At 69.2% G+C, this 18,007-nt stretch carries 12 protein-coding genes and 1 pseudogene; 7 read left to right on the forward strand and 6 right to left on the reverse strand.

The features are described from left to right. Nucleotides 1-101: 101 nt before the first annotated feature. Together ACLB9X_RS07550 and ACLB9X_RS07555 are read right to left on the reverse strand one after the other, a co-directional pair. Nucleotides 102-368 (reverse strand): hypothetical protein, encoded by a 267-nt coding sequence (locus ACLB9X_RS07550; RefSeq protein WP_410359461.1) that lies wholly within the window; start codon nucleotides 366-368, stop codon nucleotides 102-104. Further along, nucleotides 368-8,074: a DNRLRE domain-containing protein gene (locus tag ACLB9X_RS07555; protein WP_410359599.1), complete on the reverse strand. Its 7,707-nt coding sequence runs from the start codon at nucleotides 8,072-8,074 to the stop codon at nucleotides 368-370. Before ACLB9X_RS07555 ends, ACLB9X_RS07550 begins: the two co-directional genes overlap by 1 nt. Before the next feature lie 1,324 nt (nucleotides 8,075-9,398). Between ACLB9X_RS07555 and ACLB9X_RS07560 the strand changes: the two genes are divergently transcribed. Further along, nucleotides 9,399-10,034 carry a hypothetical protein gene (locus tag ACLB9X_RS07560; protein ID WP_410359462.1) on the forward strand — a complete coding sequence of 212 codons (636 nt, stop codon included), beginning with the start codon at nucleotides 9,399-9,401 and terminating at the stop codon, nucleotides 10,032-10,034. A gap of 206 nt (nucleotides 10,035-10,240) precedes the next feature. On the opposite strand, the gene ACLB9X_RS07565 is transcribed toward ACLB9X_RS07560, so the two are convergent. Next, nucleotides 10,241-10,867, reverse strand: a complete 627-nt coding sequence (locus ACLB9X_RS07565) for a TIGR03086 family metal-binding protein (RefSeq protein ID WP_410359463.1) — start codon at nucleotides 10,865-10,867, stop codon at nucleotides 10,241-10,243. Nucleotides 10,868-11,025: 158 nt separating this feature from the next. Between ACLB9X_RS07565 and ACLB9X_RS07570 the strand changes: the two genes are divergently transcribed. Then, entirely contained in the window at nucleotides 11,026-13,236 is a 2,211-nt protein-coding gene (locus tag ACLB9X_RS07570) for a hypothetical protein (protein ID WP_410359464.1), read from the forward strand. 1 nt (nucleotide 13,237) lies between these two features. Continuing rightward, nucleotides 13,238-13,481: pseudogene (locus ACLB9X_RS07575) on the forward strand (hypothetical protein); the annotation flags it as partial. A gap of 82 nt (nucleotides 13,482-13,563) precedes the next feature. Here the strand turns inward: ACLB9X_RS07575 and ACLB9X_RS07580 are convergent. Beyond that, nucleotides 13,564-13,770, reverse strand: coding sequence for a DUF397 domain-containing protein (locus ACLB9X_RS07580; protein ID WP_410359465.1), 207 nt, complete (start codon nucleotides 13,768-13,770; stop codon nucleotides 13,564-13,566). Continuing rightward, entirely contained in the window at nucleotides 13,767-14,609 is an 843-nt protein-coding gene (locus tag ACLB9X_RS07585; protein ID WP_410359466.1) for a Scr1 family TA system antitoxin-like transcriptional regulator, read from the reverse strand. Before ACLB9X_RS07585 ends, ACLB9X_RS07580 begins: the two co-directional genes overlap by 4 nt. A 179-nt stretch (nucleotides 14,610-14,788) precedes the next feature. Here ACLB9X_RS07585 and ACLB9X_RS07590 point away from each other — a divergent pair, with 179 nt between their 5' ends. After that, on the forward strand, nucleotides 14,789-15,298 hold the full coding sequence (locus ACLB9X_RS07590) for an ATP-binding protein (RefSeq protein WP_410359467.1): 510 nt from the start codon (nucleotides 14,789-14,791) through the stop codon (nucleotides 15,296-15,298). A gap of 76 nt (nucleotides 15,299-15,374) precedes the next feature. On the opposite strand, the gene ACLB9X_RS07595 is transcribed toward ACLB9X_RS07590, so the two are convergent. Continuing rightward, nucleotides 15,375-15,596, reverse strand: coding sequence for a hypothetical protein (locus tag ACLB9X_RS07595; protein ID WP_410359468.1), 222 nt, complete (start codon nucleotides 15,594-15,596; stop codon nucleotides 15,375-15,377). 94 nt (nucleotides 15,597-15,690) lie between these two features. On the opposite strand from ACLB9X_RS07595, the gene ACLB9X_RS07600 reads away from it, so the two are divergent. From ACLB9X_RS07600 to ACLB9X_RS07610, 3 genes are read left to right on the forward strand one after another with little or no spacing between them, the layout of a single operon-like run. Further along, nucleotides 15,691-15,942 (forward strand): hypothetical protein, encoded by a 252-nt coding sequence (locus ACLB9X_RS07600; RefSeq protein WP_410359469.1) that lies wholly within the window; start codon nucleotides 15,691-15,693, stop codon nucleotides 15,940-15,942. 53 nt (nucleotides 15,943-15,995) lie between these two features. Further along, a complete protein-coding gene (locus ACLB9X_RS07605) occupies nucleotides 15,996-16,685 on the forward strand; it encodes a response regulator transcription factor (protein ID WP_410359470.1) in 690 nt (229 codons plus the stop codon). Beyond that, nucleotides 16,682-18,004, forward strand: a complete 1,323-nt coding sequence (locus tag ACLB9X_RS07610; protein ID WP_410359471.1) for an ATP-binding protein — start codon at nucleotides 16,682-16,684, stop codon at nucleotides 18,002-18,004. Before ACLB9X_RS07605 ends, ACLB9X_RS07610 begins: the two co-directional genes overlap by 4 nt. The last annotated feature ends 3 nt before the right edge of the window (nucleotides 18,005-18,007 follow it).

The following is an 18,007-nucleotide window of genomic DNA, read 5'->3' on the forward strand; positions in this document are numbered from 1 at the left end:
TCCCGATCACCGGCGAGTGGATTCAGGCCCAGTACACGCGACGGACGACAGCCATGGCGGCCGAAGCATCCCTGCAGTCGGCCGCCATGCACTTGTCCGGTCTAGCCAAGCCGCCAGAATTCCCGCTCCTCCAGCTTGCCGAAGCGGGCCTCTCCGGTAGACAAATTCACCAGGATCGGCCAGCAGTCGAGCAGCTGATCCCTGGGGTCACGGGTTTCCAGGAAACAGGTGGAGTTGTACGGAGCGATGAGATGCCCCTCCTTCACCCGGACCCGTACCCAATCGATGCCGAGTTCCGGTTCGCCAGCAGTACGGCTGGCGCGCAAAAACTCGGCGGCAACCTCTCTGGCTTCGTCTTCCGAAATCATCAGTTAGTCCTCATGAATTGGTAGCCGTCCCACGTCGGAGCGTGACTGGCGTTCCCTGACTGGCCGTCCAGAAATGTGACACGTCCATGAGTATTCACCACATTGAACACGTGTCCACCATCCTTATCGAGACCCCAGACGATACCCCTGGCGCCATCCCCGGCCTTCTGTATGTCACTTACGATGTTCGAAAAACTCCTGGTGCGGAACTTCCGCCCATAGAACTTTTCGATGACTTCCACGCTGCCGCGAGGAATGTTCGGCAATGCGTTGGAGCGGGATCCATTGGCGAGGAGCTGATCCGTAGAGATCACGCATGCTCGGCAGTTCGTCCCTCCTCCGGCAGGGTTGATAAGCGCCTTGAGGCCGGTTTCCGGCGTGTAGTACTTGCCGCCAAGGATAGTACTGCGAGCCGGGCTCAAAGCACCTGGACCAGCCATGGGTGCACCGCGGAGCGGCGCACCCATGCCGAAACTACCTACCAGAAGCGAAATGCTAATGGTTGCTTCGCCGCCCCCGTACATGTCGGACCCGGTGTCCGCACCGTGTTCCGCGGCGAACTTGTCGTAGTCCGTGTCCCAGCTAGAGCAGTCCTGGAACCAGCATCCTGGACCTGCTTCGGAGATGAACTCGAGAGTGGAGGCGATGTAGCGGCCCATGCCCCACAGGAAGTCCCCGCCATCACCCGACATCGGCCTGGTGGCTGCCTCGACCTGCTCCTCACCGCACACTGTGGTGAGACCTGTTCCATAGCAGGGGATGTGACCGTCCAGTTCGACGAAGCTGATGGGGTTTCCGCCGGTGAAGGCGTATCGGTTGCCCGTGAAGGGATCGGCGCCGAGACTCATGTCGGCGAGTGCGCCGTTGTACATGTCCCGGGTGGTGAAGCGGTTGAGTCCCGGGCTGTAGTCTCGGAAGCCCATGTCGTACGTCTCGGACTGGGCGTCCCAGCGCTTGGCGTTGTAACGGTACGGGTTGTACGCCTCCTTCGTCGGGTCCGCGGCGTCCGGCTTGTCGATGCCGGTGAACTCAGACTTGTCGTCGGAGCCGTACGCCGTGTAGCCGTACGTCGCCTTGGTGTCGCCGTTGCCGTCGGTCAGCGTCTCGACGTCGGTGTGGCTGTTGTAGCCGTAGTAGCTGTCCTCGGTCGTGCCGCCCGTGTTGTGCTTGACCTGCGAGAGGCGCTCGCCCCACGGGCTGTACTGGTACGACTTGGTCAGGGTGCCGGCGACTTCCTCGTTCAGCACCTCGCCGGACAGGCCGAGGTAGGTGAAGTCGGTGGTCTTGCCGTCGGCGGTCTTGGACTGGGTGCGGTCGAGCGGGTCGAAGGTGTAGGTCGTCGACGTCATCGCGCCGGTGTCGTCCATCTTCTGGGACTCGATGACGTGGTCGAAGCCGTCGTACACGCTCCGGGAGATGACCTGGCCACCCGAGGTGACGGACTCCTGGCGTCCGAACGGGTCGTAGTTGTAGTTTGCCGTGACGCCACTGGTCGTGGCGCTGAGCAGGCGGTTGCGGTCGTACGAGTAGGTCGTCGTCGTGCCCTTGACCGTCTGACTGATGACGTTGGCGTTGTTGTCGTGGACGTAGGTTTCCGTCCCGGCGCCGTTGCCGGTCTTCACCGACTTCGCCAGCCGGTTGGCCGGGTCGTAGGTGTAGTCGGTGGTGGAGTCGAGGTACGCCGCGTGGTTGTCGGCGTTCATCTTCTTCGCCACGTCCTGCGCCTTGTTCCCGTTCGGGTCGTAGGCGTAGGTGTGTGAGGAGACGAGCGTGCCGTTCGGCTTCTTCTCGCTCGTCGTCTTCAGCGCACCGTCGCGGAAGTACGTGTAGTCGACGGTGTTGCCGTTGCCCTTCGTCTCCTGGAGCTTCTGGCCGCGGTCGGTGTACGTGTACGACGTGACCTTCGGGGACGCGTCCGTGGACGTCTTGCCGACCGAGACTGTCTTGACCAGCTCACGCAGGTCGTAGGTGTACTTGGAGAACTGGTCGGGGTGGGTGACCGTCTCCGGCTGGCCGTTGGCGTCGTAGGTGTACGACGTGGACTTCTTCTCCAGGGTGGCCAGGGACTCGGTCACCTTCTGGACCTGGTTGAGGCCCGTGTAGGCAACCGTGTAGGCGTCGATCTTGGCGCCCGACGACGTGTCGTCAATCTTCGTGAGGTTGGCGTTCGCGTCGTAGGTGTAGGTGAAGGTCTTCTTCTCGTTGTCGACGTCTGATGTGGAGTCCCGGACGAGCTTCACGCCGTCCGCGACCACCACGCCGCCGCTGTTCTGGAACAGCTGGAGCTTGGCGTCGTTGCCCTGCTTGAAGCTGAACGAGCCGAGCGAGACCCAGGTGCCGGTCCCGGCGTTCTGGTCGATCGTCTTGTCGGTCGTGGTGTCGAGCCCGAGCGCCGACTTGTGGTGGACGGTGTACTTCGCCGTCGTCGCTGCGCCCGTCACCTTCGGGAACTTCACGTACGCCGTGTACGTGCCGTCCTCCGGGACGTTCAGCGCCCATGTGAAGGCATCCGTGCCCGCGCCCGTCGCGTGCGTGGCGTGGTCGTAGCCCTGCTGACCGGTGACGCTTCCCTTCGTCCAGGTGCCGGTGGAGGACGTGTTCTGGGTGTCGGAGTTGTCAACGAGCACGACGGCGCTGCCGACCGGGACGCCATCGTCCGACTTGGACTTGAGCTTGCCGTCCGGGTAGTACGACCACGTCATGGTGCGGTTCGAGGAACCGCCGGTCGAGGTGAGCGTACGGGCGGTCTGCTGGCCCAGGTCGTTGTAGTCATACGTGGTGGCGATGTCCCACGGGTCCGTGGAGGACTTCGCCCAGCCGTTGTCGAAGTAGCTGTACGTGGTGTCGTTGCGAACCGTCTGGCCCTCCGACGGCGGCAGTGACGTCTTCTCCACCCGGCCCACGGCGTCGTACACCGTCTGGGTGTAGACGTTCGGGTCGTTGTAGCGGGCATCGGCCGGGTCGTACGGCTGGAACTGCTTCACCGGACGGTTCAGCGCGTCGTACTCGGTACGCGACACGAAGTCGTCCGCGGCAGCCGTTTCCACACCCCGCGGCGTGATCACCTTGGTGGTGTTGCCGACCTGGTCGTAGTCGAACTTGGTTGTCCGGTACGTGATGGCCGCGGTGCCGGTGTGCGGGACCTTCTGCTCGACGACCTTGCCGCGCTCGTCGTAGGTGACCGTGGTGGTGTTGTTCTCCGCGTCCGTCGTCGAGACGACGAGCGAGTCCTTGTCGTACGTACGGCTCGTGGTCTTCCCGGCGGCGTCCGTGACCGTTGTGACCCGGTGGTTCAGGTCGTATGCGGTCTTGGTGGTGTAGTCGGTGGTGTCCGCGGTCGCGTTCTTCTTGGGGTCGATGACCGTGGTGACGTTGCCGACGTTGTCGTACTCGTACGAGATCTTGTCGCCCGCCGCGCTCAGAACGGACGTGAGCTGGTAGATCTCGTCGTAGTTCTGCGTCGTGACGAAGTCGGAGGAATCCGACGTCGTCAGCGTGCCCTTTGGCTCCGTCGTCGTCTTGAGGTTGCCGACCCTGTCGTACGTGTAGGTCGTTTTCCGTTCGTCCGACGTGGCGGTGTCCTTGGGCGCCGTGGCCGAGGTGATCTGGTCCGCGGCGTCGTACACCGCGGTGGATACCGCACCGTTCGGCGCCGTGGACTGGGTGACGTTGTCGTTGGCGTCGTAGACCGGTGCAGGCGTCGTGATGAGCACGCCCGCCGCCTGGTCCTTCGGCACAGTGCTGACCAGTGGACGTCCGAAGGTGTCGTACGTCTGCGTGGTTTTCTTCAGCAGTGCGTCGGTGACCTCGGTAACCTGGCCGCGCTCGTCGTAGACGTACTTCGTCGCCTTCGTCTTCGCGTCGGTAATCGTGGCCGGGTAGCCGGTGGGCCCGAAACTGTCGTAAGACGTCGGGTTGCCGTTGGCGTCCGTCGCCTTGGTGAGCTGGCCGTAGGAGTCGTACTCGTACGACGTGGTGTAGTCACCCGCCGTCGTGGTGGCGACGCCCTTGGGGTCGGTGACCGTCTTCAGGTTGCCGAAGGAGTCGTAGCCGAACTGCCACTTGCGGCCCTCCGGGGAGGTCTTGGTGAACAGGTCGGCGGCGAAGCCGTCGGCACGCGTCTGGTACGTGTACTGCGCGGAGTTCGCCGGGTAGACGCCCGGGGCGCAGTCTGAGGCCGGCGGGACGCCGGTCTTGTTGTTCTCCGCGTCGCGCTGCCAGAGCGGGTAGCCGGTCTTCTGGTCGTAGCAGTACGCGGTCTTGGCGCCGTTGGCCTCCTCGAGATAGGTGACGTTGTTGTCGGCGTCCCACGACATCTTCGTAGTTTGCGACTTGGCGTTCGTCGTCTGGACCGGGCGGCCGAAGTCGTCCAGGACGTGGTCCGTGGCGTGGTTCTCGGCGTCGGTGACCTTGGTGTCGGTGAACTTGGTGTTCAGGACGTTGGGCTTGTACGCGAAGTTCGTGGTGCCCTGGAGACGGTCGGTGATCGTCTTGGTCCACCAGTGGTACTTCGGGTCGTCACCGGTCTGCGGCGCGTAGTACGCCAGCTGCGTGGCGTTGCCGCGCGGGTCGGTGGCCTTGACCAGCTTGACGTTCTTGTTCCCCTGCGTGGCGTCGTAGGTGAACGTGAAGTCCTTCGGCTGGGAGGAACCCACGCCGTCGGTGAACTGGCCGAGCAGACCCTTGGTGGTGTAATAGAAGGCGATCTTGCGGCCCGAGATGTCCGTCATGGACTTCACGTGGTCGTAGATCTTGGAGTTGGTCAGGTTCGAGCCCGTGACCTTCGCGCCCAGGTCGTTGATGTACTCGTAGGACGCGTCGCCCTTCTTGTAGTAGTCGACGGTGAGCGACTGACGGCCGGCCGGGTCCGTGATGTAGGTCAGGAACTTGGTCGGCTTGTTGTTGGACTTGCGCTCCTCGTACGTGAACGTCTGCGTGTTGCCGTTCTTGTCCACCGTCGAGGTGAGATAGCCGTCGCAGCCGAACAGGAACCGCGTACCGTCGGGCCTGGTCATGGTCCAGGCGTCGGGGACGGGGTCCTTGGTCGGCTTGCAGTCCAGGCCCGACTTCATCGCCAGCTTGTAGTGGACGCCCGCCGGGGCCTTCCACACGCTGTTGACGCTGTCCCAGCGGAAGACGTGCGTGGTGCCGTCGCCGTCCGGGAGCCGGATCTCCGTCGGGTTGGGGTTCGGGTGGAAGTCCAGCGGCGCACCCATACGGATGGGTCCGGAAGCCTGGAACGACCAGCCGTGACCGGCGACCGTGTCACTCGTGTCAAGGCTGTTGTACGCGAACCGAGCGAACGTACTCAGTCCCCGACCAGGGTTGGTGAACGCGTTGTACTGCCACACGGTGTTGCCGGCGGCCAGGTTGTTCATGACCGTGGAGCCGGCGCCGGTGTTCTTGCCGGTGTAGCTGTAGAACTTCTCCATGCCGAGGCTGTTGGAGGTGGGGTCCTCGACCGCCACGTTCTGCTTCAGTGACGGAATCCCGCCCGTCCCGGCGGACAGCCAGGTGCCGTCGGAGATCTTGCGGACGTCCCAGCCGAGCACGTACTCGTTGCGCTTGTTGCCCGAGTCCGAGTTGATCGGGGTGGCGACCTTGGCCTGGATGGTGGCCGACTTGCCCGGCAGCAGTGCCGGGATCGCCGTCTCGAGCTGGTTGCCGCCGGTCGTCACGTCCGTGCCGTCGGGCAGCTTCCAGGTGTAGGACAGCTCCCGTTCACCCGCGGCCCACGCCGAAGCGGTGGTGTTGGTGACGGTGAACTCCACGGTGTAGGTGGTGTTCGGGGTCATCCGGGCCGGGGTGGTGGGCGCGTAGTACGTGTCCTCCGTCGTGGAGTCCACGTAGATGACCTGCATGTACGGGCGCAGCTGCGGGTCGGCGGCTTCCCCCGACAGGAACAGCGTGCGCTCCTGCGGGCCGGTCGTGGACTCGTCCTTCAGCTTAACGGCGACGCCCTTGTTGCTGGTGGGGGTCTTGACCCAGCTCTGCATCAGGCTGGTGGCGTCCCACCAGTGGCGGCCGACGTCGGACATGTTCGCGACGGTGTCGGAGACGGTGGCGGACATGTCGCCGCCGGCCGTGGTCCACGTGGTGGTGGAGTTGGCGTTGTTCCAGGTGGCCTGGGTCTCGGTGAAGTCGCGGGTGAGGGAGTGGAGTTCGTAGATCGCTCCGCTGCTGCCGGTGGTGGTCTCCGCGCCCCACATGTACATCTTGTTCTCGAGCACCGTGGCGGTGGTCGGAATGGATGTGGTGGGGAACTTCAGCACCGCACGGGTCTTGCCGTAGGTGCTGGAGTTGTTGCCGACGCTCAGCCACTTCTGTCCGACGCCCCAGGACTGGATGGTGTCCTGGTTGGTGGTGGGCTGGGCGGAGGAGAGCGTGGTGTCGGTGACACCGCCCTGGCTGCCCTGGATGATCTTCATCGTCCGGCCGGCCTTGGGGATGCCCACCACACGCGTCGGCGATCCGAGCAGCTGCCCGCCCGCCGTCTTGACCGCGATCTGGTAGTAGTACGACTTCCCGATCTCCGCGCTGCTGGAGTCCGGGGTCGGCACCGCGGTGGTGTCCGTGTGGGTGGTCGCGGCCTTGTCGATCGGCGCGATCAGCGTGGCCGCGGACGGCGTGAACGCCTGCTGCGTGGAGCGGTGCAGCTGGTACTCCACGATGTCCAGGCCGGTGTCACCGGTGGTGTTCGTGTACTTCGGCCAGGACAGCTCGGGTCCGGTGGAGTGCACCACCGTCGGCGAGTTCAGCGCCGTGCCCACGTTGCCGTAGGTGACGGTCAGCCGCGGAATGCTGGACGTCTCGCCGCCGTAGTAGCCGTCACCGGCCTCGTAGCGAGGACCGCCGAGCGGGCCGGTGGACGACTCGTCCTTGGCCTTGAGGATGAAGCCGTGGTTCGCGGTGCCGTTGACCCACTGCTGGACGGTGTCGGCGACCGGGAAGTCGTGCCACTGGTTGTACTCGCCCGTGTTCTTCACGATCTGGGCGGGGTTCACCAGGCGCACGGCGTCCGCGATGACCGCGGTGGTGTCGGAGGCGGGGCCGTCGCCGAGGACGACCTTGCCGACGGTGCCCTTGGTGAACGGCAGCTGCGTCCCGCCGTTCAGCGACGTCCACACCCCGTTCGTGCCGGCCGACTGGTCGACCGTGAACGTCTGGGTGCCGTCCCGGTGCGTCACCGTGTACGGGGCGTTGGTCGCCCGGTCGGAGGCCGCCACGTAGTGGACGTCGACCCGGTACGTGCCCGTGTCGGTGACCTTCGGCTGCCAGGTGTAGGTGTCCCCGGCGACCGAGTCCTTGTTGTAGCGGTAGTCCTGGCCGATCGCGTACTGCGTGAGGGTGGAGCCGGAGGCCGGCCAGGCGCCGGTCGCGGCCGTGGTGCCCGCGTCCCCGTCGTCGACCTGCACGCTCGTGCCCGACAGCTCACCCAGCAGGCCGGACGTGTTGTCCCAGGTGGCCGTCGACTCGTCCCAGGCGCCCGTCGCCCGGTGCGCCTCGATGGTGACGTCGTTGCCGTTGGTGGTGTGCGCCTGGTCGAAGTAGACACTCAGCCGCGCACCGTCGACCTTGACCCCGGCGGGGATCTCGTCCAGCGGGAACTTCAGCAGGGACCGGGCCTGGGCGCTGCTGGAGGTCTTGCCCGCGGACAGCTTCCACGACGAGTTGAAGTTCGTCGAGGCGGAGTCGGACAGGACCATGGTGTCCTGGGACCCGGACGGTGACGGCGCGATGGTGATCGTCGGGTCGATCGCGACCGGGTACTGGCGATCCTTCGCCGCCAGCCATTTCGCGTCCGGCGTGACGGTGAGCTTCCAGCCCTTGCCGTCCCGCGTGAGCTTCTGCGTGACAGCGGCGCTGTAGGCGTATCCGTACGGGGATGCCTGATCCTTCTTCGCGTCCGTCATGTACGGCGCCGGAATGACCAGCACCGGTGTGTTCGGCAGTTCGCCGAAGAACGCGATCGACCCGTCCTTGCGGGCCTTCGGCACCAGCCCGTCCGTGTCCAGCGTGAACGTGAACGACACCGGACCGGACGGAGCCTCGTCCAGAACGATGTTCTCCTTCACCCGGCCGGGACCGACCTGGTACTGGAGATCCGCACCGCCGGCCGCGCCCCGGTAGGTGACCGAGCCGCCCTTGACCTCGGGCTTCAGCTTCCCGCCGCTCGCATCCTCCAGGCCGAGGGTGACGGCCTCGCCGCTGCCGGCCTCGAACCGCAGCAGCCGCTCGGGGGCCGAACCGAACCAACTACGGCCGGTATTCGTCGTGTTGGCGAAGTCGAAACCCTTCGCCTTCGTCGCCGTGACCGCGGTGTCGATGGTCTTCCACGACTTCGACGACGGATCACGGTACGACGTCGGAGCCGCCGACAGCTCGGCCTCGACTCGTCCGTCAGACAGCTGCCAGAACCGGGCGTTCGCCGTCCGCCGGCCCGTCAGCTCCCTGACCCGCTTCGCCTTCGGGTCGTTCTTCGCCTGGGGCAGTTTCTGCCGGTCGGCTATACCCCGGCTCCCGTACGACGGCGGCTTTTCCCGGCCCTTGTCGTCGTCCGAGAACCAGCCCGCAACCGTGTCGACGACGCCCTTGTCGTCGGAACTCTCGGAAACCGGCGCGGCATACGCCACTTGCGGCAATAGCGTACCCGCTACCGCCGAGACGACCAGACAGGAGATATATCTCCTGTACGGAACTTTCACCTCAATACCTTTCGGTATCGGCGGCCCGATTCCGTGCATGCGAAAAGGGCACGCCAAACGAGCCGGAGCGAGGGTTTACGCCCGGCTTGGGGTGGTGCTGTGCAACGCGGTGAGCAGGGCAAGAAGCCGAACCCCTCCACGTGGCAGCGGGTTTCTAATCACTTGGCCGACGCCATGTCAAACACACGGACATTCCGGTACATCCGAACCCTGAACCGGAGTCACTTCGCCCCGCTTCATCCGCTCGCTCGACTCCCGCCGAAGGAATGGTGTATAACCGCCCGGTTCATCGTCAGCCGAAGCAGCGAAAGCCGGGGGCCCACTCATGTCGTCCACGGAAAACAACCATCCGGAAACCAACGGCACGACGACTGCCGAAACGACCGCCGAAGAGCAGGTGAACGGAAGCGAGGAAAGCGACGCGGACAAGGCAGCGGGCGAGGCGGCGGACGCCGTGACCGAGGCGGACCGGGCGGCAGCCGAGTCGGCCGAGCCGGCCGACCTGGCTCCGGCTACGGACGCGCCCACGGGGCCGCCGGCGGACGAGAAGGGCTCGGGCGCGCGCCAGGGCCTGGCGATCGCCGCCGCACTGCTGCTCGCCTGCGGCGGCCTCGTCGGCTACGGCCTGCTCGACAGCGACGAGCAGCAGCCGAAGCAACGCGCGGTGCCCACGGCCGAGGTGACGTACGAGGTCACCGGCGAGGGCACCGTGGAGATCTCCTACCTCGCCCGCAGCGAGTCCGGCACGGCCACCGTCGAGAAGGGCGTCACCCTGCCCTGGCAGAAGACCGTCCAGGTCCCGGTCGGCAACAACCCGGTCGTCGCCGTCACGCTCGACGGCAAGGGCGGCCAGGCGGCCTGCACCCTCGCCATCCGCGGCAAGCACGTCCAACGCGCCACGGCCACAGGCGAGTTCGGACGAGCCACCTGCACGGGCGAGCTGCCGGCCCCAGAGCGCTGATCTCTTGGGCGCGAGGGGACCCCTGCGTCACGCCGACGGGCTCCGCAGTGCGCTCCGCCACCTCGGCGGTCCGGCACGGCGGCCTGACGGGGTCTCAGCCAATCCCCGCTCCCGGGGCATGGGGTAAGGCCCGTCCGTCTCCCGCGTACAGCGACGGGCAGGCGCGGTCGGGGGCCCGGTGGACCCGCCCCCCGACCGCGCGCGAGTCAGCGGGCGTCCGCCGGTGTCCAGTCGGGGCGGCGGCCGCTGAGGCCCACGATCCGGTCCAGCAACGGCGCGCCGTCCGGCACCGCCACCACCGGGCCGAAGATGCCCTCCCGCAGCTCGTCGTCGCCCGTCGGGGTCAGCAGCTCACGCGAGACGGCCATGCTCGCCTCGTCGGGCGCGTACGGCTGGCCCGTGGCGCGTGCCAGGTCCCAGCCGTGGACGACCAGCTCGTTCAGCGCCACCCGGCCCGCCACGGCCCCGGGCAGCGTGACGCCCCCGGCCTGGGTCATGCCCTCCCATGCGCCGGGCGCTCGCCAGGCTTTGACCAGCTCGTCCAGGCGCTGCGGAATCGCGGTGCGCCAGTCGTCGGGGAGCACCGGACGCTCGGCGTCCGGGCTGTGATCGGTGGTCGGGCCGAGATCCTTGCGCCCGGCGTCCCGGAAGGCCGTGGCCAGCCCGTGGATATGGGCCAGGATCTCCCGCACGGCGTACGCGGGGCACGGCGTCGGGTCGCCCAGTTGCTCGTCGCCGATGCGGGGGAGCAGTCCGGCGATGCCGTCGGCGGCGGACCGGAGGTCGGGTACGGGTGAGGTCCCGGAGGCAGCAGGTGTGGCAGAGGCAGTCATGCAGGGGTGACCGGCCGCGGCCCCGGAACTCATCGGCGCACCGCCGACGAGTCCAGCCGGGCCGCAGGAGGCGCAGGTGAGCCGGTCGCTCGCTCGATCGGGCTACCCGGCGTCCGGTGGAGCCGCCTGGGGCCTGCCCGGTTTCATACGCTCCCCGCGTGACTCGTACCACAGCGCTGAACACCGGACTCGACGACTTCCTCGCCTGGGCCGCCCGCGAGCGGGGCACCGCCCTGCCCGTGCGCCCCGCGGACGCGGTGCTGACCTTGCTCGCGCTGCGCGGCGCGGACCGCCGGAGCGGCGTGCCCGAACCGACACCGCAGCTGGTCGCCCAGGTGCTCCACGAGGATCTGCCGGGACTGCTGTGGGCGTCCGACGAGGAGCTTGCCGCGGTGCCGGCCGTGCTCACGGCGCTCGCGGACCGCGTCCGCGCGGCGGGCCGCCTCAACGCCAAGCGGCACGCCCGCCTCCTCGCGGCGATTGACGACGCCGTGCCCGGCTTCCGCGCCGCCATGGCCGACCCGGCCGCTCTGACGTGGCCGCGCTGGTACGCCTCGCTTCTGAGGGCCGACGGCACGGACCCGGGCGACCCCGACGCCGTACGGGCCTGGCTCGACGCGTACGAGCGCACCCCGCGGGCCGAGCGGCCCGCGCTCCCCGAAACGCTGCACCGCTTCGAGATCGCCGGCCGGACCTTCGCCACTCGCGCGCGGCTCGCGGAGGCACTGCTCGCGGCCTTCGCACGGGACACCGCCGGACCCTCCCCGGCCGGTCCGCTGCTCCCCGCCCCGCCCCTCGACGCCGACCGGCCCGACGACGCGCTCGGCGCCGAACTGGAACGCATCGCGGACGCCCTGACGAGCCGCTGGACCGCCGCCGGACTGACCGAGGCGCTCGCCGGGCCGCACGCCGGCCTGGCGCCCAGCCCCGAGGCACTGCCCCACGCCGCCCTCGCGGACCGCATGCTCGACGAACACCTCGACTACTACGGCGCCTCCTCGGTCCCCCTGCCGCCCCCGGCCCGCGTGCCCGCCCCCAGGGACATCCGGGCCCTGCTGCACGCCGCCCCGCTCCCCGCCGCCCTGGCCGCGGGCGGCGACCTGAACGACGAGCGGCGGGAGATCGCCGAACGCTGCGGCCTCCCCGGGCCCGCGACCGCCGTCTGGGACGAGGGCACACCGCAGGAGCTCATCGAGCTGGCCGCCGACATCCTGGCCGCCCAGGTCGAGCTGCTGCCCACCGTGAGCGGCCCGCAGGACAGCTGGGCCCTGGACGGCGCCCACGTCCTCTACTCCCTCTACGAACGCGGCAGCACACCGGACTCCGTGGCCCGCAAGGCGTCCGACACCGAGGTCGCGGAGATCCCGCCCGAGCTGGAGGACGCCCCGGCGCAGGTGCCCGCCATCGCACCGGCGGCGTACGAGACCCCGTCCCCCGAGGAGCTGTCGGTCCTGCTCGGGCTGCCCGGCCGGACCGAGGCCGACCGCGAGGCGATCGACGCCACCGCCCGCTCCCTCGCCGCGCTCGTCGACCGCCTGGCCGAGACCGGCTGCGTCTTCCGCCGGGGCGACACCTTCGGCCTGACGCCGCTCGGCGGCGCGGTCATGCGGCACGTGATGGCCGCGGGACAGGTCGCCGCGCCCGACGCCGCCACCGTCGCCGGGTGGGACGCGGCGCACACCGTCGCCGCGGTCCGCAACTGGCCCCCGCGCATCGCGGCACGGACCCTCGCCGCCTGGGCCGATCGCCGGGCAGGCGCGGAACAAGCAGGCGCGGAACAAGCAGGTGCGCCACGGGAAGGCGCCGAACAGGACAGCGGCGCGGCCTGGGCGCCGCTGCTCACCGCGGTCTCCGAGGCCAAGGCGGAGGACCGCCAAGGGACGCGTCTGCGCGAGTTCTTCGCTCTCCTCGACCGGGCCGGCGTCCCGACCGCGGCCCTGCGCACCGCGCTCACGGACCCCGTGACCGGCGCCGTGGCCCGCCGGCTCCTGCTCGCACGCGGCGACGAGGTCCCCGAGGAGAGCGTGCCGCCGAGCGCCCGGGCGACGCTGCTCGCCGAGGAGTTGGACGCACGGTGGACGGACGACATGCGCGCGCACGTGGCGGAGCGACACGAGAACGGCGGCACCCGCATCCCCGGGCCGGACGAGATCCCGCCCACCACCCTGCTCCCCGCCTTCGACGCGGAGGCAGCCGCCTGGCCCGGGGGCGCCCCCGCCCTGGTCCGGTCCCTCGCCACCGAGGACCCCGGCACCGCCCACCGGACCCTGACCGCTCTGCGTGACCACCACCCGGACAAGCGGGTGTCGGAGGCCGCGGCGCGCGCCCTGCGGACCGCCCACCGGAGGGCACGTCGCGGCCGCCACTGACCGCGTGGCGCCCGGGAGTTGCGGATACACGTACCGGGTCGCGGCCCACCTGGGCAACGACCCGCATCCGCACCCCCTTTCACCCTTCCTGCGCGAGGGCCGACCGGGCGCCGGACGCCTGGTCCGCCCTGATGGCCAAGCAGCGCGCGGCGCGGGAGACGTACTACGCGGCCGTGCGGCGCGACCTGTCGCTCTCGCCCGGCCACTCCGGCCTCTGGGAACTGCCGCAGCGCAGCGACCGGTAGTGACTGAGGCTCGCGTACAGACGCGTACAAGGAGGAGCCCCGTCGCCGGTGCACTCCGGTGACGGGGCCCCTTCTCGAGCACTCAGCACTGCGCGGCGAACTCCACGAAGGCCGCCCAGCCCTCGGCGGTCACCCGCAGGGTCGGCCCCGCCGTGACCTTCGAGTCGCGGACGTGGACGACACCGGGGCAGGCTGCGACCTCCACGCACTCGCCGCCCTCACCACTGCTGTAACTGCTCTTGAACCAGGCGGATTCCGGAACAGGCTGCACGGTCGCTTCGACGTTCATCTCTCTCCAAGCAACTTCTCGACAAAGGCCAGCGATTCGCGCGGAGTGAGCGCCTGAGCCCGGAGAATCCCGTACTGCTCCTCAAGCTCCCGGACGGGCTGTCGCTCCGTGTAGAGACGGCTGTCCTTGTGCGCCTCCACATACGCGATCCTCCGTCCTTCTCTCGTCTCGATCAAGGAGAACGGGCCAGCCAAGCAAGCATGCTCCTCGCGGTCCGTCATCATCACCTGGAGCTCGACATTGCGACGCTGTCCGCAGAGCAGCAGGTGTTCGAGTTGGCCACGCATCACCATGCGGCCACCCGACGGGCGGCGCAGCACAGCCTCCTCGATCACGAAGCTGATTGTGGGCAGGGGAGTGCGTGACAGGATCTCCTGCCGGGCGAGGCGGGCAGCTACTCGCTGAGCGATCGTCTCCTCGTCCAGAAGCGGACGCCGCATGGCGAACACCGCGTGCGCGTACTCCTCCGTCTGCAACAGCCCCGGTACGGCGTTCGTGGCATAGACGTGCAATTCGACCGCCTGCGCCTCCAACCGCGCCGCGTCCCGGAAGAACGCCGGGTACTGTGCCCGCGCGACCTCCTCCTTGCTCGCCTTCAGTAACCCACCCGCGTCCAGCAGCTCGTCCGCCTTGTCGATGAACTTCGGCGGCGGAATGCGGCGCCCCTGCTCGAACGACGCGATGGTCGACGCCGAGTAACCCGTCTTCGACCCGAACTCGGTCCGCTCCAGACCCGCCCGGATCCGGCAGAGCTTCAACTGCTGCCCGAAGACGTGCAGGATGCCCGACCCCGCCTCGTGCTCGTACCCGTGCTCCGGTTGTTCCTGCTGATCGCCCACGACCCCGTACCTCCCGTACCCGCCCGTTACGCACACGGCTCCACGTGCCCAACTCCCCACGCGCCGCCCCTGGTCACGCTCCACCCCGCGTACAACGCCACCCGCGCCCGCGTACACCTCGCGCCCGTCACCGCGTCCCTCCTGGTCAACGGTATGCACGGACCGCCAGCGTTTCCCCCATGAACGGAGCAATTACCCCTCCCGTGGCACCGGCCCAACCAACCGCCGGTGACCGCGAGTTCTCGATGCGGTACACGTCCACCCCGCGCGGCGCGCGCCTCGCCCGCCGGCTGGTGGCGCACCGGCTGGACGACTGGGGCTACCCGTACGACTCGACGCCCAACGAGACGATCACCCTCATCGCCGCCGAGCTCACCGCGAACGCCGTCCGCCACGGCCATGTCCCCGGCCGGGACTTCCACCTCCGCCTCACCGCAAGCCCGACCCCGAGCCCCGCCCCGACCGCCACCCTCCGAGTCGAGGTCACCGACACCCGAACCGAGCGCCGCCCCGCGCCCGAGGCCGCGGACACCCCGCCACCCCTCCACGAGGAGTCCGGCCGCGGCCTGTACCTCGTCGCCCGACTCGCCGACCGCTGGGGCGTCGCACCCCGCGTCGCCGCCCCCGGGAAGCGAATCTGGGCGGAGCTGCACCTACCGCCCGCTCACCTCGGCACCGAGCCCACCTGAGCGCACACACACCCTCCTCGGACCGCACCGGGGACACCGCCCCACCCCGTTGCGATTTTCGCGATCTGCGTCGGACCTAGTACGACGTCTCCCGCACGCTCGCCCGGTCCGAGGGCTCCGTCGTGGCCGTGATCTGCGAGCGGTGCCCGGACGCGTCGAAGGTCACCGTCAGCGTCTCGGGCGCGCTCTGCGTCGTACTCGCGGTGAAACCCTGGCTGGGCACGGCCGAGATGAGGCACACCCCGCCGCTGCCGTAGCGCACCGTCGCCTTTCCGCCCCGCGACGAGATCGTGTGCACGCCCGTACCGCCCTCCTGGCACCAGGCCCCCTTTTCCTCCACGGAGGGCTCGGCCGGTTCCGGCGGCGGGGGCGCGGTCGTGCGGGACGCGGGCGTGGGAGTCACCGGGCGCGGTTTCACCGCCGTCGGCGACGGAGTCGGCGTCGCCGTGCGGCTCGGCTTCGGCCGGGGCTTCGGCGACGGGCTCGGGCGCGCGGACGCCGAGGCGTGCGGCGCGGCCGCGAAGTCCTTCGGCGCCGACTGGGCCACGGGCGCGGTCGGGCGCGTCGAGCCCACCACGAAATGGATCGTGATCATGACGGCCGTGACACTGGCCGCGGTGCACGACAGCCAGATCAACAGGTAACGCAGGAGGCGGGACACGACACCATAGTGACGGACCGGCTAACGTGCGTGCCCATGGCCTGCGTACTTGTCGTCGAGGACGACCCCGTGATCCGTGCGGCACTGATCGAGGTGCTCACCGGGCACGGGTACGCCGTCCGCACCGCCCACCAGGGATTCGAGGCGCTGCGCGAAGTCACCCAGGCGCCGCCCGACGTCGTCGTGCTCGACCTCGGACTGCCCGACCTGGACGGCCTCGACGTCCTGCGCATGATCCGGGGCATATCGCGCGTCCCCGTCCTCGTCGCCACCGCCCGCGACGACGACGCGGAGGTCATCAGGCTCCTCAACGCGGGGGCGGACGACTACATGGTCAAGCCGTTCTCCGGCGGCCAGCTCGCCGCCCGTATCGCCGCCGTGCTGCGGCGTTCCGTACCGGCCGTGCAGGAGAGCGACCAGCAGCCGGTCCTTCAGGTGGCGGACCTCAGGATTGACCCGCGCGCCCGCACCGCGCACCTCGCGGGCCACGAACTGAGTCTGACACGCCGGGAGTTCGACCTGCTCGCCTACCTCGCCGCCCACCCGGACCAGGTCATGTCCCGCCGGCGCATCCTCGCCGAGGTGTGGCAGCAGCCGTACCTGGAGGACCAGACCGTGGACGTCCATCTGTCCGCCCTGCGCAGGAAACTGGGCGAAAGGGCCTCCGAACCCCGCTATCTGCACACCGTGCGCGGTATCGGCATCAAACTGGTCGCCTCGCCATGAGACGCGCACTCGCGGGCATAGCCCTCGCCGTGACCTCCATGGTCGCGCTGTCCTTCCTCATCCCGCTCGCCCTCCTCGTCCGCGAGCAGGCCCGGGACCGCGTCACCACGGCCGCCGAGCAGCGCGCGGGCGCGCTGTCCCCCGTTCTCGCCCTGACCACCGAGCGGTCCGACGTGCAGCAGGCCGTGGCCGAGCTCGACTCGCGCGACCAACTCGCCGTACGGCTCCCCGGCGGCGACTTCGTCGGCACTCCGCACGCACCGGACGAGGCGCTGCATCGCGCCGTACGCAAGCGCGAGACGCTGGCCATGGACATCCCCGAGGGCTGGGTCTACCTCCAGCCCGTCGTCCTGCCGGGGGACCGGGTCGCCGTCGTCGAGGCGTACGTCCCGGCGGCGGATCTCACCCGCGGCGTCGGGGCGTCGTGGGGCGTCATGTCCCTGCTCGCCCTGGGCCTCGTGGGCGGATCCGTGCTGGTCGCCGACCGCCTCGGCGCCCGGGTCGTCCGCTCCTCGCGCGGGCTCAAGAGCGCCTCGCTCGCCCTGGGCTCCGGGGACCTGGACGTACGGGTGGAACCGGACGGTCCGCCCGAACTCCAGGAGGCCGGCGTCGCGTTCAACACCATGGCCGACCGCGTCGTCGAACTGCTCGCCGTCGAACGGGAGATGGTCGCCGACCTCTCGCACCGGCTGCGCACCCCGCTCACCGCGCTGTACCTGGAGGCGGACCTCATGAGCGGTACGCCGGGGGCGCGGCGGATCACCGCGGCGGTCGGCCAGCTGGAGAGCGAACTGGACTCGATCATCGCCGCCGCCCGCACCCCGCTCGCCGCCGGACCGGCCACCCAGGAAGCACCGGCGCGGCCGTGCGAGATGACCGAGGTGGTCGCGCTGCGGCTCGACTTCTGGTCCGTCCTCGCCACCCAGCAGGGCCGGCCCTGCGAGCGCTTCTTCACACCGCGGCCGACGCCCGTGCTCTTCCCGGAGGACGACCTCGCCGCCGTCGTCGACGCCCTCATCGGCAACGTGTTCCGGCACACGCCGCAGGGCACGGCCTTCGCCGTACGCGTGGAGCGCACCGACCGGCACGTCCTGCTGACCGTGGACGACGCGGGTCCGGGAGTCGAGGATCCCGAGGCGGCGCTCACCCGGGGCGTGAGCGTGGGCGGCTCCACGGGCCTGGGGCTGGACATCGTGGCCCGCGCGGCGCACACGGCCGACGGCGAACTGCACATCGCCCGCGCCCCCATGGGCGGGGCGCGGGTGCGGGTGTCGTTCGCACTGGCCGGGCCGGCGGCCCGAGGGGTGTCGGCGAAGTAGCGG

Source organism: Streptomyces sp. 5K101 (genome assembly GCF_046506645.1).
Taxonomy (GTDB): Bacteria; Actinomycetota; Actinomycetes; order Streptomycetales; family Streptomycetaceae; genus Streptomyces.

Bases quoted from the DNA above. Each gene is read 5' to 3' on its own strand.
- ACLB9X_RS07550 (WP_410359461.1), bottom strand. From the start codon at position 368: ATGATTTCGGAAGACGAAGCCAGAGAGGTTGCCGCCGAGTTTTTGCGC.
- ACLB9X_RS07555 (WP_410359599.1), bottom strand. From the start codon at position 8,074: ATGGTCCTGTCCGACTCCGCCTCGACGAACTTCAACTCGTCGTGGAAG.
- ACLB9X_RS07560 (WP_410359462.1), top strand. From the start codon at position 9,399: ATGTCGTCCACGGAAAACAACCATCCGGAAACCAACGGCACGACGACT.
- ACLB9X_RS07565 (WP_410359463.1), bottom strand. From the start codon at position 10,867: ATGACTGCCTCTGCCACACCTGCTGCCTCCGGGACCTCACCCGTACCC.
- ACLB9X_RS07580 (WP_410359465.1), bottom strand. From the start codon at position 13,770: ATGAACGTCGAAGCGACCGTGCAGCCTGTTCCGGAATCCGCCTGGTTC.
- ACLB9X_RS07590 (WP_410359467.1), top strand. From the start codon at position 14,789: ATGAACGGAGCAATTACCCCTCCCGTGGCACCGGCCCAACCAACCGCC.
- ACLB9X_RS07605 (WP_410359470.1), top strand. From the start codon at position 15,996: ATGGCCTGCGTACTTGTCGTCGAGGACGACCCCGTGATCCGTGCGGCA.
- ACLB9X_RS07610 (WP_410359471.1), top strand. From the start codon at position 16,682: ATGAGACGCGCACTCGCGGGCATAGCCCTCGCCGTGACCTCCATGGTC.